Origin of the sequence: Staphylococcus delphini (genome assembly GCF_900636325.1) — a bacterium.
Taxonomy (GTDB): Bacteria; Bacillota; Bacilli; order Staphylococcales; family Staphylococcaceae; genus Staphylococcus; species Staphylococcus delphini.
In genome coordinates, this window is sequence record NZ_LR134263.1 from 770815 (window position 1) to 787170 (window position 16356).

Annotated in this window: 14 protein-coding genes and 1 rRNA gene; 14 read left to right on the forward strand and 1 reads right to left on the reverse strand. The window is 39.1% G+C overall.

Annotated features, from left to right (window positions below):
* The first annotated feature begins 3 nt into the window (after positions 1–3).
* The 5 genes from EL101_RS03420 to EL101_RS03440 all read left to right on the forward strand — a co-directional run bounded on the left by EL101_RS03420 (position 4) and on the right by EL101_RS03440 (position 5758).
* Entirely contained in the window at positions 4–1080 is a 1077-nt protein-coding gene (locus EL101_RS03420) for an alanine racemase (protein WP_096598496.1), read from the forward strand.
* A gap of 69 nt (positions 1081–1149) precedes the next feature.
* The gene (locus tag EL101_RS03425; protein ID WP_096598498.1) at positions 1150–2139 is read left to right on the forward strand and encodes an ABC transporter substrate-binding protein; all 990 of its coding nucleotides are present in this window, start codon (positions 1150–1152) and stop codon (positions 2137–2139) included.
* Positions 2140–2282: 143 nt separating this feature from the next.
* Entirely contained in the window at positions 2283–3308 is a 1026-nt protein-coding gene (locus EL101_RS03430; RefSeq protein ID WP_096598500.1) for a FecCD family ABC transporter permease, read from the forward strand.
* Complete coding sequence (locus tag EL101_RS03435; RefSeq protein WP_096598502.1) at positions 3305–4267, forward strand: FecCD family ABC transporter permease; 963 nt, start codon at positions 3305–3307, stop codon at positions 4265–4267. The genes EL101_RS03430 and EL101_RS03435 overlap by 4 nt, the downstream gene beginning before the upstream one ends.
* Positions 4268–4387: 120 nt before the next feature.
* Positions 4388–5758: a YjiH family protein gene (locus EL101_RS03440; protein WP_096598504.1), complete on the forward strand. Its 1371-nt coding sequence runs from the start codon at positions 4388–4390 to the stop codon at positions 5756–5758.
* Between the two features lie 154 nt (positions 5759–5912).
* Here EL101_RS03440 and EL101_RS03445 read toward each other — a convergent pair whose 3' ends face one another.
* On the reverse strand, positions 5913–6173 hold the full coding sequence (locus EL101_RS03445) for a SunI/YnzG family protein (RefSeq protein WP_096543235.1): 261 nt from the start codon (positions 6171–6173) through the stop codon (positions 5913–5915).
* A 189-nt stretch (positions 6174–6362) separates the two neighbouring features.
* Between EL101_RS03445 and EL101_RS03450 the strand changes: the two genes are divergently transcribed.
* The 9 genes from EL101_RS03450 (at position 6363) to EL101_RS03490 (ending at position 16347) form a co-directional block, all read left to right on the forward strand.
* Positions 6363–6869 (forward strand): metal-dependent hydrolase, encoded by a 507-nt coding sequence (locus tag EL101_RS03450; RefSeq protein WP_096598506.1) that lies wholly within the window; start codon positions 6363–6365, stop codon positions 6867–6869.
* Between the two features lie 72 nt (positions 6870–6941).
* The gene (locus EL101_RS03455) at positions 6942–8132 is read left to right on the forward strand and encodes a UTP--glucose-1-phosphate uridylyltransferase (RefSeq protein ID WP_096598508.1); all 1191 of its coding nucleotides are present in this window, start codon (positions 6942–6944) and stop codon (positions 8130–8132) included.
* Positions 8133–8142: 10 nt separating this feature from the next.
* Positions 8143–8823 carry a PAQR family membrane homeostasis protein TrhA gene (gene trhA / locus EL101_RS03460; RefSeq protein ID WP_096598510.1) on the forward strand — a complete coding sequence of 227 codons (681 nt, stop codon included), beginning with the start codon at positions 8143–8145 and terminating at the stop codon, positions 8821–8823.
* Positions 8824–8835: 12 nt separating this feature from the next.
* A complete protein-coding gene (locus tag EL101_RS03465) occupies positions 8836–9036 on the forward strand; it encodes a hypothetical protein (protein ID WP_096543231.1) in 201 nt (66 codons plus the stop codon).
* 470 nt (positions 9037–9506) lie between these two features.
* A complete protein-coding gene (sdrM, locus tag EL101_RS03470) occupies positions 9507–10850 on the forward strand; it encodes a multidrug efflux MFS transporter SdrM (RefSeq protein ID WP_096598512.1) in 1344 nt (447 codons plus the stop codon).
* A gap of 25 nt (positions 10851–10875) precedes the next feature.
* Positions 10876–11337, forward strand: a complete 462-nt coding sequence (locus tag EL101_RS03475) for a SepA family multidrug efflux transporter (RefSeq protein WP_019165089.1) — start codon at positions 10876–10878, stop codon at positions 11335–11337.
* A 105-nt stretch (positions 11338–11442) separates the two neighbouring features.
* Positions 11443–12864 carry an MDR family MFS transporter gene (locus EL101_RS03480; RefSeq protein ID WP_096598514.1) on the forward strand — a complete coding sequence of 474 codons (1422 nt, stop codon included), beginning with the start codon at positions 11443–11445 and terminating at the stop codon, positions 12862–12864.
* A gap of 338 nt (positions 12865–13202) precedes the next feature.
* Positions 13203–14267, forward strand: a complete 1065-nt coding sequence (locus tag EL101_RS03485) for an Mrp/NBP35 family ATP-binding protein (RefSeq protein ID WP_096598516.1) — start codon at positions 13203–13205, stop codon at positions 14265–14267.
* 528 nt (positions 14268–14795) lie between these two features.
* Positions 14796–16347, forward strand: a 16S ribosomal RNA gene (locus tag EL101_RS03490).
* Positions 16348–16356 lie beyond the last annotated feature (9 nt).

The window sequence follows — 16356 nt, forward strand, 5'->3', positions numbered from 1 at the left end:
TTTATGCCTCAAATACACATTAATCTGAGTAAAATTAAATATAATGCGATGGTTTTACAGCACATGCTTGCAGGACAAGGGGTACGTATGGTTCCAGTGATGAAGTGTATGGGTGGCGATACCAAAGTACGTCAACAGTTTCGTGAAATGGGCTTTAACACTTTAGCTGAATCACGGTTAACAGCGATGATGTCGAGTGAACAACAGCCCACTGAACACGATATGATGATTAAAGGGGCATTGCCACATGAAATCCACGATGTTGTGTGCCACAGTCAAATCAGCATCCAAACAGAACTGGAGACGATTCGCGCGCTCAGTGACGAAGCAGTTGCACAAGGGGTAAAACATCATATTTATTTAATGGTCGATTGGAAAGACGGGCGAGAAGGCGCATTGACATATGAAGTTGTGCCACTCATTAAAGAAATCATTCGCTTAAAAGGAGTCTATTTAAAGGGATTGTCATTTAACTTCATGTGTTTCCGTCAAATTCCACCGACTGAAGAAGATATTGTGTATATCAATTATTTTATTGAATCGGTCGAACGGGACACAGGCGTGAAATTTAAGACGATTTCAGGTGGGAATTCGAGCATGTTGACACTTGCCATGTATGCAGACCTTGGACGTATTAATGAACTGCGAATCGGTGAAGCACTGTTTAGAGGTTATGAAACGGCTTATAACATGCGCTTGCCGTATTTATTTGATAATGCAGTGACATTAAGTGGGCGTATTTTAGAAATTAAACCGCGCTTAAATCTTGAAACACGTCAATCTTATATGCAAGCCTTAGTCGATATTGGACAGCTCGATACCGTTATTTCGGGTATTCAACCTGTAGATCGCCAGCTTAAAATTGTTGGTCACTCCAGCGACACACTCATGATGAATTTAGGACTTGCTGATTTTTATCAAATCGGCGACAAGATTGAGTTCCACTTAGACTATAGCGCCCTCGCACATAGCATGCATATGCAACATATTCCGAGAAGCTATGAAGAAGATTTAGGCATCGAGCAATTAGTAAGTGGATTTGTCGATATCAAAAAGAATAATTTTATCAAACAGTATTGACATTGAGAATCGTTATCAATTATTATTAAAATGTATTTGAAAAACATAGTTCAAAGGAGTGGCAGTATAGTGAAAACAAAGAAATGGTGGGGTATTGTCGCCCTAATTGCTGTAATGATTATTGTTGCAGCTTGTGGCAATGTAAGTGATACTGACAAGTCAAAAGATAAGTCAGAAAGTACAAAAGGTGTTGAAATTAAGCACGACGGTGGCACAACTCAAATTGACAAAGCACCTAAAAGAGTCGTTGCTTTAGAATATTCATTTGTGGATGCTTTAGTCGCATTAGGTGTGAAACCAGTGGGTATTGCGGATGATGGTAAAAAATCAAACCTTATCGATCCACTTCGCGATAAAGTTGGCGATTACAAATCAGTAGGTGCACGTAAACAACCTAACTTAGAAGTCATCAGCGAACTTAAACCTGATTTAATTATTGCAGATAATAACCGTCATAAAGGGAACTACGAGCAATTAAGTAAAATCGCACCGACTATTTTATTACCAAGTTTAGATTCTGACTACAAAGACAATATCGAAGCGTTTAAAACAATCGCTAAAGCATTATCTAAAGAAGATCAAGCTGACAAACGATTGAAAGAACATGAAGAAAAAATTGATAAGTATACGAAACAAATTACAATGGATAAAGACAAAAAAGTTTTACCAGCTGTCATTTCTCAATCAGGTCTTTTAGCACACTCTGACAAATCATACGTCGGTCAATTTTTACGTGACCTTGGTTTTAAAGAAGCATTAACTAAAGAAGTGGCAGATCAATTACCTGAATACTTAAATGCACCGTACTTAAATATGAACTCAGAACAATTAGCTGAAGTGAACCCTGAACGTATGTTTATTATGGTGAATGGCGAAAATGATCCATATTACGCTAAAATGAAAAAAGACCCAGTTTGGAATCGAATCGACGCAGTTAAAAATAATCGTGTGCATGTTGTAGATCGTCAAACATGGGCAAAATCAAGAGGTTTAATCTCTTCAGAAGAAATCGTTAAAGAGCTTGTTGAGATTTCTAAAAAGGAAAGCAACGACAAGTAAGCGTTCGAATGGGATGAAAGAATGAACTCATTAAGTGCGTTCGTTCAATGTACGATTCTAGTAAGTTGACGTGCATGATCAATGAACGGGCTACAATGTAATGATCCCAAGCGCTTGTCATTGTATATAAAAGGTGATTTGTTATGTCAAAGTTAAATATAAAATTAAATGATGAACATCACCAAAGAAGACGCACTACGCTTACGTTTATTGTAAGCGTGTGCTTTCTTATTTTTGCGGTTTATTTAAATCTTGCAATTGGTTCATCTAAAATTTCTTTTCAAGCGATGTTAGATTATTTCTTTCATCTAAAATCTACAAAAGAAACATTTTTAATCCACCATGTACGTATGCCAAGAATGATTGCAGGTGTGATGATTGGCGCAGCACTGGCTGTGGCAGGGGTGTTAATGCAAGCAATTACACGAAATCCACTTGCGTCACCACAAATTTTCGGTGTCAATGCAGGTGCTTCGTTTACAGTCGTCCTCATTACTGTTTTTCTCCCTGCATTGGCTGATAATACTGTAGTGTTTGCCTTTGTCGGTGCATTTATTGGAGGCTTTACAGTCTATACACTTGCAGGTACGACGAAAGGGATGACGCCTGTAAGATTGGCACTTGCCGGGATGACAATCCACTTGTTTTTCACAAGCTTAACGCAAGGTATCATCTTGTTAAATGAAGATGCCACGACAACAGTGATGTTTTGGCTTGTTGGCGCGTTGCATACGATTAAATGGCCGCAAATATTCCAAGTTTTACCGTGGATCATTGGTGGACTTATCGCCGCATTATTACTTGGGCGTCAACTTGCTATTTTAAATTTAGGGGATCAGTTGGCAATGGGTCTCGGCCAAAATACGAAACTTATTCGTGCCTTAGCTGGACTACTCGTCATTATTTTAGCAGGTGCAAGTGTGTCTATCGCAGGCCCTATAGGTTTCGTGGGTCTCATCGTGCCACATATCGTCAAACATTATTTGAACCGGAATTATTTTTTAATCATTACACTGTCTATGATTATGGGGGCTAATTTAGTATTGATTTCAGATGTGATTAGCCGTTTAATTGCCTTTCCATTCGAATCACCAGTCGGCATCGTGACATCCTTTGTCGGTGCGTTATACTTCTTATGGATTACAATGAGAGGAGTGAAAACACGATGAATATTCATTTTGGTAGACGCTATAGTTTCATCATCGTACTTCTTATTGTAAGCGCCATTTTAAGTTTAAGTGCAGGTGCGGTTTGGATTTCACCGATTACGGTTATAAAAGAAGTATGGTCAGGCAACAACTTTATATTAAGCGAATTTAGAGTACCTCGTATGTTACTCGGTATATTAGTCGGAGCGGCATTAGCGATTTCTGGTGCAGTCATTCAAGGTGTCATTCGCAATCCTCTTGCGTCACCGGATGTGATTGGGATTACGAAAGGGGCAAGTTTGGCGGCAGTCATTGTCATTATTGTCTTCCCGACTGCCCCATTATTCGTACTGCCGGTTGCTTCATTTATTGGGGCATTAGTCATCAGTCTCATTTTATCGTTGTTGATTAGTTGGAAAGGGATTAAAGGGTCACAACTGGCGTTAATCGGGATGGCCATTGGTGCTGTTGCGATGGCGTTAGTACAATACTTACTCATCCGTAACCCTATGGAAGCCAACATTGCACTCGTTTGGTTAACCGGCAGTCTTTTCGGTCGTTCGATGGACCACGTGTTGACTATTTTACCTTGGTTGATTGTTGCGATTCCTGTTATTTTTGTATATGCGAGAAAGCTCGATATTTTACATTTAGGAGAAGAAGTGGCGATGGCGTTAGGTACACCTGTACAACGCACGAAAATGATTTTACTCTTCGCATCCGTGATGTTGGCAGGTGCCGCCATTTCTGTTGTGGGTGGATTAAGCTTTTTAGGACTCATTGCGCCACACATTGCACGAAGTCTTGTCGGTCATCAGCACCGTCATATCGTTGCGATGTCAGGACTTGTCGGTGCACTATTGATGGTCATTGCGGATGGTTTAGCACGTATCATAGCACCGCCTATTGATATTCCAGTCGGTGTGTTGATTGCGATTATTGGTGCCCCATATTTCCTTTATGTGTTACGAAAAATGTAACGGATAAACTTGCAATTAAATCTTTAACATTTGATTCAACATTGCATATATATAGGAAATTTTGTATAATTTATATCAATTGTTGAGCTGTCTGATACTAAGGGGAGAAGGCGGGAGAAAATGGAAGATTTGAATCAGAAAGAAAAAAATATAGGGAGATTGAAATTTATTATTCTATCACTCACTGGAATTGTGTTGTTTTTAATTCCACTCCCTGTGATAGAAGATGGGAAACGTACAACAACGTTACCGATTGCATTTTTAGCAAAACAATTTCAAGCGATACTCGGACCAGCGATTCCATGGATTATTATGCTGATTATTATCGTTTCAGGGATTTTAACGATATTATGTAGTACTGTTTTAAAGCATCGTATACCAAAGAATAGCTTTAGAGCGAATGCATTTATTGTGACATGGCCATGGTTTGTCATTCGGATGCTGGCTATCATTATCGCTTGTATGACATTTTTAAACAAAGGATTTTCATGGGTATATTCAGAAGATACGGGAGGCCTTATTTTTACAGGATTACTCCCAACGCTAGTCGCGGTATTCTTCTTTGCAGCAATCTTTTTACCATTGTTACTTGAATATGGTTTACTAGAGTTTTTAGGTCCGATTTTTAGACCTGTTATGCGACCGTTGTTTACACTTCCAGGACGTTCAACTGTAGACAACCTCGCGTCATTTATCGGTGATGGCACGGTCGGCGTGATGATTACGAGCAAACAATATGATGAAGGCTATTATACGCGACGTGAAGCGACAGTCATTGCGACGACGTTTAGTGTTGTATCATTAACTTTTGCGATTGTCATTGCAGAAACGATTGGCTTAATTCATCGTTTCGCACTTTTTTATGGGACAGTCGTGTTAGCCTGTTTCATCGCAGCACTCATTATGCCTAGAATTTGGCCTTTACGCTATGTAGAAGATCGTTTTTCAGATGGTGCAACGGCTGAAGAAAGACCAGAAAAACAATACAGTTACAAAGAATCATTCCGTCGAGGTTATGAAGATGCAGTGTCGACAGCATATCGTGCACCAGGATTTAAACAATACATGGTTACCGCCTTTAAAACGGTGATGGACATGTGGCTTGTTGTTATTCCTGTCGTGATGACTGTCGGTACAGTAGCGACCATTTTGGCGACGTACACACCAATATTCACATGGATTGGCTTGCCTTTTGTACCGCTTTTAGAGCTGTTACAAGTACCAGAAGCACAAGCGGCCTCTGAAACAATGATTATCGGCTTTGCAGACATGTTTTTACCATCGATCTTAATCGAAAGTGTTGAAAGTCAAATGACACAATTCATTGTCGGCGTATTAAGTGTTTGTCAATTGATTTATTTATCAGAAGTCGGTGGCGTTATTTTAGGATCAAAAATTCCAGTTGGATTAGGAAAGCTTTTTGCGATTTTTTTAATCCGAACATTGATTACGTTACCCATTATTGTGTTTGTGGCACATTTATTTTTCTAAAACAAAGTTGAAAATAAGACAACAGGCGAGGGCGTCATGATGCTTCCTTAGCCTGTTTTCTTTTATGTGAGTGTGAACGCTCAATCATTCTAGTCTTAATTAAACACGAAAAAAATGGGACAGCGTGAGCCATCCCATTTCATAACTTTAAGTATTACTTCGTCACTTCGTTGTATACTTTTTTATCATTAAACGTATAAATAATGTATTGTTGTTTGTTTGTGTCGATAATCACACGGTTTGTTTTACCAAATGTAGAACCGATACGATAAACTTTTTTCGCATCTACTTGAGGTACTGCATGAATATCTTGATCTTCACTCACATTGAGGATTTCGTCATTAGGAATGTGAATATCTGCTACTCTCCATTGAATATGCACTTCTTCTTCGTTTTTCTTTACTGTCATTGCCATTACAAAACACATCCTTTATTTCTATTTGTAGATTCATTGTAACTGATTGAAACCGCTTTTTCAAATAAAATGAGTTACAGTGAGTTAAATGTGTTATACTATTTGGGAATTGACGAAATATGCGAAAATATGTTCGTGTTTTTGCGCGTTTTATGGTATAATCCACACATCAATAGAAAGGTGGTTAACATGACCGGTAAAACGCACTCCGCTGCAGGTATTCTTATTGGAGCTGCAGTGGGCATACATTTCCAATTAGATATTTTTGAAATGGCCACATGCATTGTTGTATCTGGTCTAGCGAGTATTTTTCCTGACATATGTCATACGCGGAGTAAGATTGGACAACGACTGCCTATTTTCAGTCATATTATCAAACATCTGTTTGGTCATCGTACTTTTACACATTCTTCACTCTTTATGTTCGGGGTTTACTATGCATTACATATGATCGAAACACCAATTTACTATATGATTGGCATAATTTGTGGTATGCTTTCACATGTGATATTAGATATGTTAACACCGAGAGGCGTACATTTATTTTTTCCAATACCGATTCGCATACGTTTCCCAATTCACTTTAAGACAGGTGGTACAATAGATTTATCACTTGCGACTACTTTTAGTTTTGTCACACTGTATTTGTTGTTTGAATCAACAATGAAACAAATTTTAAATTACTTTTTGCAATAGTGATCAAAGCAGATGAAGTGATGTGTTAATGAAATTGAGTCACAGCTTTATTAAAGGAGCGTATAATTTATTATGTTAGAAAGTCATAAACTTGAAAAATATAATCAAGCGCATTTAACAGAATACGAAAAGCTAATGAGTACGAATGAGAAAGAACGACTGAACGACAAAATTGCTCAACTAGATTTAGCAGAAATTCAATCACTCTATCAGCAAGTTTATGTGAACCGTCAAACGATTGATGATGTTTCAGACGTCCAAGAAGTGAACTATGAAACAACTGACCAAATGACGGCTGAAACAATCGAATTTTATCAACAACTTGGTTTACAAGCCATTCAAGAAGGTCGATTCGCAGTATTATTAATGGCGGGCGGTCAAGGCACGCGTCTAGGTTACAAAGGGCCTAAAGGTTCATTTGAAATTGAAGGTGTGAGCTTGTTTGAATTGCAAGCACGCCAATTAAAGGCATTAAAAGAAAAGACAGGTCATTTTGTCGATTGGTACATAATGACGAGTGATATTAATGATGAGGCGACCCGTGCATTTTTTGAAGACCACAATCACTTCGGTTATGATGTTGAACATATTTACTTTTTTAAACAAGACAATATCGTGGCATTAAATGAGCAAGGTCAATTGATATTGGATAAAAACGGTAGTATTATGGAAACGCCGAATGGTAACGGTGGTATTTTCAAATCATTGAAAAAGGCTGGATACCTTGATCAAATGGCTGAACGTCATAATGAGTACATTTTCGTGAATAATATTGATAATGTGCTTGTCAAAGTGTTGGATCCATTGTTCGCTGGCTTCACTGTTCATCACCATAAAGATGTGACGTCTAAATCGATTGCACCACTTGCAAGTGAGAAGGTGGGCCGTTTAGCAGTTCGAAGTGGTAAAGACACAGTATTAGAATATTCAGAGCTTGACCCTGAAGTAGCGAATCAATTTAACAATGCCAATATTGGTATTCACGCGTTTCGCCGCACATTTATTGAAAATGCAGTAGACAAATCACTTCCTTATCATCTTGCAATTAAAGCGCTTGAACAACTAGATGAAGATTTTGGTGTTGTGAAAAAGCCGACATTAAAGTTTGAACTGTTTTATTTTGATATTTTTCAATACGCCACTTCATTTGTGACGTTACAAGTTGCTCGAGATGAGGAATTTAGTCCGTTGAAAAATAAAGAAGGTCAAGACAGTATCGAAACAGCTACAAATGATTTGAAACGCATGAACATCATTGAATAGAGGTAATGATATGGCAAAAAGTGCTACAAAGAAAAAAACGACGTTAGAAACATTTAAAGAAATGAGCCCGTTGTCATTTGGAGAAGAAGTTGGTAATAGCGTCTCGCACGGTGTCGCAGCATTCATCATGTTGTTAGTGTTGCCTTATGCGGCTGTATACAGTTATGCCCATCACGGCGTATTGATGTCTGTCAGTGTGTCTGTATTTGTCATTAGTATTTTTTTGATGTTCATTTCATCAACGGTTTATCATACGATGCAACAAGCGTCTCCTCATAAATATGTGATGCGCATCATTGATCACAGTATGATTTATGTGGCAATCACTGGTACATACACGCCCGTCTCACTTGTACTTGTAGGCGGTTGGCTCGGTTGGACCATTATGATCATCCTTTGGGGTACGACGATTTGGGGGATTTTATATAAAGCCATTGCAACGAAAGTGAATCCTAAGTTAAGCTTGATGATTTATCTCATTATGGGATGGGTCGGCGTGATTTACTTACCTATCATCATCAGTCAATCCAAATGGCTATTCTTTATTTTTATTTTATTGGGCGGTTTAGCTTATACGATAGGAGCATGGTTTTACGCACAAAAAAACAGACCATACTTTCATATGATTTGGCATATATTTATACTCATTGCTTCATTATTTCATTTCATAGGTATTTTATATTTTATGTAGGTGGGTGTTTGGATGAAGCCGCATTATAAGCTATTCATGTTTGCGCTAACGGTTTTACTTTTATTTCAAGTATATTTCGCATATTATTACTTGTTGGGAGAAGGGGCGTTAACCGCATCGCCACTTCTAGGTTTAGTATCATTAGGCTTAGGTATCGTGATTGTCATTATCATGATTTCTGTACACCGGCAACATAAAAAGAACATTAAATAACCGTAGAAAGAGACTGTTCCGAGACGTCAATCGTTCATGTAGCGAGGATTGATGACACCATAACAGTCTCTTATCTTTATATGAATCGTTCTGATCATTCGATGTACTATAACCATATCGGACACATGTTTAAAAATGACTATTGCATACATAAAGTTTGATTTTATTGCTTATCAAATTCACAATAAGTAGAGATAATGAAAATGAACGGTGTTAAACTTTACATAAAAGCAAGCTGATAGATGTTTGTAAAATGAGGTGTGATGGACGAACGCGTGAGTCTTGTGCTTCGGATAGATGTGAACGGTCTCTGTATTGAAAGATGAGAGCGTTTGAAAGCATCTTTTTTCATTTTCAGTTGAGTTAAACTTTTTAATTGGGCAGAGGTGATTAAACTACGATATTAAAATAGGTTTACTTCACAAACCTTATGTCCGCGACAACAAGTATTTATGGAAAGGTAGAAAAGTATGAATTTAAAGCGAGTTAGTATCATTTGCTCACTAGTCTTAATCATGTTTATGGCAGCTATCGAAACGTCGATTGTGTCGTTAGCGTTACCGACGATGCGTGCTGACCTACATGCAACACAACCCATTTCACTCGTATTTACAGTGTATTTTGTAGGGATTGTGTTATCTATTTCTATTTTAAGTGAGTTAATGTCACGGATTAAAATCATCTACGTGACGATGTTAGGATTAATTTTATTTTTAGTCGGTAGTCTTTTATCGGGGATGAGTTCCCAGTTTGAAATGCTCGTGTTTGCCCGCTTACTTCAAGGTGTTGGTGCAGGGGTAAACATGTCATTAGCACAAATCGTACCAAAACTCGCATTTGAGATTCCGTTTCGTTATAAAGTGATGGGGATTATCGGCAGTGTATGGGGAATTTCGAGTATTCTCGGACCATTTCTCGGTGGTTTTATTTTAAAAGTTTCTTCATGGCATTGGCTATTTTACATTAATATTCCTATTGCTGTCATCGTGATGGTGCTTGTGTTAACGTCATATCATTTTGAAAGTGAGTCCACGTCTAAACATAAAGTCGATTTTGTCGGCATGGGCTTATTTTATGTGTTACTCGCATTACTCATGGCGAGTGTGCTCATCACAGGTCATATTTGGATGAATATCGTATGCTTTATTTTATTTGTCATCCTTTTTGGTGTCATGATCAAGCGTTCGGAAAAAGTGTCATTATCCTTTATCCCAACGAAAGAATTTGGCTCTAAAGTGCGCTTAGCATTTTTCACTGACTTTTTCATTGCAGTGACGTTAATTGGCTTTAATGTTTTTATTCCATCTTATTTACAAGATCATTTAGGTTTAAGCCCTTTGCAAAGTGGACTCATCATTTTTCCACTGTCAATCGGCTGGTTGTTAATTAACTTCACTTTAGAAAAAATTGAAGCGAATCGTACTGTTCGAGGTTTATATTTGCTCGCAATAGGTATTTTAATTGTAGGAAGTATCAGTGTATTGATTGGTGCATTTCACCCTATCGTTGTTGCAGTGACATTGTTCTTCTTAGGTATGAGTTTTGGGACAGCTTATACGAAAGATAGTGTGATGGTGCAAGAAGAAACATCGCCGGAAAGTATGAAAAAGATGATGTCACTCTTTACACTGACTCGTAATATGGGGAATTCGATTGGTTCAGCAATTATTGGCTACATTTATGCGATGGATGTAGTTATCTTTAAAACGAGCATCCAAAATGTTATGGTATTTTGTATCATCGTATTAGCAGGTTTATGGATAGTTTGGTTTACACGTAAAGATAAAAGTTTACGTACAGTTTCTGAAAAATAATTAAAGATATGGGGAGGTTTGATTGGTGAAAGGAAAGTTTAATTTGTTTAACTTTGTCACTTTGTTAATCATCCTCTCCATTTTTGTCATTTCTGGGGCTATCTTTTTAACGTTACTCGGTTTTGGCTTATTCGGCTTAAGTCGTTTACTGATTTACTTTCGCCTTGGCATGTTTACTTATAATGAAGGATTTTATGACAATTTAATTTATTACGGCAGCTATATTATCCTCGGTTACTTTGTGATTTTTGGTGTCGAGTATTTGATGGACTGGCTCCAAAAGAAATTATATCCGAACCCTTACCTCGAGGGCTTCACATTTCATTTGATTTCGTATGCGATGATGATTACGATGTTTTATTTTGTGATTCATATTCATTATCAATATATTCAAATCGACTATTGGGTATTGATGTTAATCATCGCGTTTCTCTACGTTTGTAAAGAAGTGTTTTATCCGGATGCTGAGGATTTGAATCGAAAATAAGAGGTGTCATGGCGCAATTTTAAAGAGAAATCAAAAACTTTGCCAAGCTAACTTTTTAGTCGTAAAATAAAGCATTGGTATAGAAATGTAAGAGGAGGAAAGTGTATGCACAAAGGTGTTCATGTAGATAAAACACAAAGAAATATCATCGTTGCTGTTATTTTGATCAGTGCCTTTATTGCAATTTTAAACCAAACATTATTGAATACTGCACTTCCTAGTATTATGAGAGGTCTGGATATTCACGAAAGTACTTCTCAATGGTTAGTTACAGGATTTATGTTAGTGAATGGTATTATGATTCCGTTAACGGCATACTTAATGGATAGAGTACCTACTAGAACATTGTATTTAACAGCGATGGGTACTTTTGTTGTCGGTTCTATCACAGCTGCGTTAGCGCCGTCATTCCCAATATTGATGACTGCACGTGTCATTCAAGCGATGGGGGCAGGTGTGATTATGCCGCTCAGTCAGTTTACGTTATTTACGTTATTCCCCAAAAATCAACGGGGATTCGCGATGGGGTTATCAGGACTTGTCATTCAGTTCGCTCCAGCCATTGGACCTACATTGTCAGGGATACTCGTTGACAATTATTCATGGCGTGCCCCGTTATTCGTTGTCGTTGTTGTTTCGATTACAGGTTTAATTTTCGGTTGGCGTTATATGCGTAACTTTAGTGATACAAAAGAGGTTGTCCTCGATAAAGCATCTGTTGTCCTCTCGACACTCGGTTTCGGTATTATGTTGTACGGCTTTAGTATTGCAGGTACGCGTGGGTTCGATGATTTAATCGTATTAGTAAGTTTAATTGTTGGTATTGTTATTGTAGCTTTATTCATTACCCGTCAATTACGTATTGACAACCCTATACTCAGATTATCTGCTTTTCGTACGAGAACATTCACATTGACGTCCATTTCATCTATGATCGTCTTTACATCAATGGTCGGTCCAGCACTATTAATTCCGATATATATTCAAAATTCACTCGGTCTGTCAGCATTTTTATCAGGGCTCGTTGTACTACCTGGTGCAGTCATTAACGGCGTTATGTCAGTCGTCAACGGTCGTTTATACGATAAATTAGGTGCGAGAGTACTTGTCATTCCAGGATTTGCATTACTCTTAATTACGACATTGATGATGGCTCAATTGACGGCACATACATCTTATACGTATGTCATCATCGTCTTTACAATTCGTCTATTCTCAGTATCGTTATTGATGATGCCACTCAACACAGCCGGAATTAACGCATTACCGAATGATATGGTGTCACATGGTACAGCAATTATGAATACGCTACGAACAATTTCAGGATCAATGGGTACGGCATTGATGGTTACATTAATGAGCTTAGGCGCAGGTCTTTATCAACCAGATGCGTCTGTATCCAAATCAATGATCCAACGTGAAGCAATGGCACACGGTGTCGATTTAGCATTTTACGTTACTTCAGGCTTCTTATTAATCGGGTTTATTATCAGCTTCTTTATTTACGATAGAGGGAAAAAAGAGTGAGGCAATAAACGCCACGCCGTACGATAATGAAATGATAAAAGATGAAACATCAAACAGCATGACGTTGTTTGATGTTTTTTTATGCATCAATAGAAGCGACGTGAATCAATAAACAGTGAAGCAGGTAGAATTCATGTTTGAAATGAAGTAGAAATGATGGTGAGGAAGCGAACCAAAATAAAGTGAATGAGCATCATGCCACACTTGTATATGTAAAAGTGATGAACTGATGAGTGAGACACGCAATTTTTATAGATAGGTGGAGTTTTTACCTTATGCAACAGTGTAAAAGTTTGTTAAAATGAGGAATAAAGCGTATACAAAAGGAGATGTCGGAAGTGTTAACAGTCGAACAGGTGAAACAACTTATTGGAGAAATTAACGATCCAATTATTAATGTACCTCTTAAAGAAACTGAAGGGGTTGTAGAGGTGACCATCAAAGAAGAAAAAGCACATGTTAGCGTTAAAGTTGCGATGGCCCAATTGGGGGGACAACCACAACTTGAATTACAAATGGCAATTGTGGAAAAACTAAAAGAAAATGGTGCGAAAACGGTAGGCATTCGTTTTGAAGCTCTCCCTGAAGAAAAAGTTAAACAATATGCAGGAGTGCAACAACAAGAAGAACAAACGATTGAAGGTGCGCTAGCGAAAGGGAATCACTTAGAATTTATTGCTATTGCTTCAGGTAAAGGTGGCGTTGGGAAATCAACAGTCGCAGTCAATTTAGCAGTCGCATTAGCACGTGAGGGGAAACGCGTCGGCTTAATTGATGCGGATATTTACGGATTCAGTGTACCGGACATGATGGGAATTGATGAAAAGCCGGGTATCGAAGGTAAAACAGTCATCCCTGTTGAACGTCACGGTGTTAAAGTAATTTCAATGGCATTCTTTGTTGAAGAGAACGCCCCTGTGATTTGGCGTGGCCCGATGTTAGGTAAAATGTTGACGAACTTTTTTACTGAAGTGAAATGGGGAGACTTAGATTACTTACTATTAGATTTACCGCCAGGCACAGGAGATGTAGCACTCGATGTACATACGATGTTGCCATCAAGTAAAGAAATTATCGTAACAACACCACATCCAACAGCCGCATTTGTAGCAGCCCGTGCTGGTGCAATGGCGAAACATACGGATCATTCGATTTTAGGTGTCATCGAGAACATGTCTTATTTTGAAAGTAAAGAAACAGGGAACAAAGAATACATTTTCGGTAAAGGTGGCGGACAAAAACTTGCTGATGAATTACAAAGTGAGTTGCTTGGTCAATTGCCATTAGAGCAACCGTCTTGGAAACCGGTAGACTTTTCACCTTCTATATATCAACCAGAAGATCGTTTAGGACAGATTTATAAAGACATCGCTCAGAAAATCATTGTTAAAACAAATCAATAACGATTGTAGCCGAGTAGGAAGTGGGGGGTATGCTTTCTTACTCGGCTTCATTTTAGGGATAATACGAGTTGAAAAGTGGACAGATGAATAGGCGTAATAGCTTGAATTCAATTTCTGTAAAAAAGTTTAAAAAAGGGGTTGCATTTTCAGAACGACCTGTATACAATATATTCTTGTGAGCGAAATAAAGCGCTCGTTTGAAATAAGAAATAAAAAGTTTAAATTTCTTATTGACAACATATCACAGTGGTGATAAGATGTAAAAGTCGTTAAAAACGGCAAACAAATTTAATTCAAAAATATTTGAATGGTGTAAAATTTACTATTGCAAATGTTGAGGATTGAGTTTAAAATAATAAAAGTCTTGTTAATTAAGTAAAGATATAGTAAACTTGATTAACAAACGTAATGAACATTGAAAACTGAATGACAATATGTCAACGTTAATTCCGATAATTTGAGTACTTCAAAAGTACTTTCAAGAGTGATTGACTTAAACAATCAACGAGCTATATCAAGCTTACTTCTTTTATGGAGAGTTTGATCCTGGCTCAGGATGAACGCTGGCGGCGTGCCTAATACATGCAAGTCGAGCGAACAGATAAGGAGCTTGCTCCTTTGACGTTAGCGGCGGACGGGTGAGTAACACGTGGGTAACCTACCTATAAGACTGGAATAACTCCGGGAAACCGGGGCTAATGCCGGATAACATGTTGAACCGCATGGTTCTACAGTGAAAGACGGTCTTGCTGTCACTTATAGATGGACCCGCGCCGTATTAGCTAGTTGGTGGGGTAACGGCCTACCAAGGCGACGATACGTAGCCGACCTGAGAGGGTGATCGGCCACACTGGAACTGAGACACGGTCCAGACTCCTACGGGAGGCAGCAGTAGGGAATCTTCCGCAATGGGCGAAAGCCTGACGGAGCAACGCCGCGTGAGTGATGAAGGTCTTCGGATCGTAAAGCTCTGTTGTTAGGGAAGAACAAATGTGTAAGTAACTGCGCACATCTTGACGGTACCTAACCAGAAAGCCACGGCTAACTACGTGCCAGCAGCCGCGGTAATACGTAGGTGGCAAGCGTTATCCGGAATTATTGGGCGTAAAGCGCGCGTAGGCGGTTTTTTAAGTCTGATGTGAAAGCCCACGGCTCAACCGTGGAGGGTCATTGGAAACTGGAAAACTTGAGTGCAGAAGAGGAAAGTGGAATTCCATGTGTAGCGGTGAAATGCGCAGAGATATGGAGGAACACCAGTGGCGAAGGCGGCTTTCTGGTCTGCAACTGACGCTGATGTGCGAAAGCGTGGGGATCAAACAGGATTAGATACCCTGGTAGTCCACGCCGTAAACGATGAGTGCTAAGTGTTAGGGGGTTTCCGCCCCTTAGTGCTGCAGCTAACGCATTAAGCACTCCGCCTGGGGAGTACGGTCGCAAGACTGAAACTCAAAGGAATTGACGGGGACCCGCACAAGCGGTGGAGCATGTGGTTTAATTCGAAGCAACGCGAAGAACCTTACCAAATCTTGACATCCTTTGACAACTCTAGAGATAGAGCTTTCCTCTTCGGAGGACAAAGTGACAGGTGGTGCATGGTTGTCGTCAGCTCGTGTCGTGAGATGTTGGGTTAAGTCCCGCAACGAGCGCAACCCTTGAACTTAGTTGCCATCATTAAGTTGGGCACTCTAAGTTGACTGCCGGTGACAAACCGGAGGAAGGTGGGGATGACGTCAAATCATCATGCCCCTTATGATTTGGGCTACACACGTGCTACAATGGACAATACAAAGGGCAGCAAAACCGCGAGGTCAAGCAAATCCCATAAAGTTGTTCTCAGTTCGGATTGTAGTCTGCAACTCGACTACATGAAGCTGGAATCGCTAGTAATCGTAGATCAGCATGCTACGGTGAATACGTTCCCGGGTCTTGTACACACCGCCCGTCACACCACGAGAGTTTGTAACACCCGAAGCCGGTGGAGTAACCATTTTGGAGCTAGCCGTCGAAGGTGGGACAAATGATTGGGGTGAAGTCGTAACAAGGTAGCCGTATCGGAAGGTGCGGCTGGATCACCTCCTTTCTAAGGATA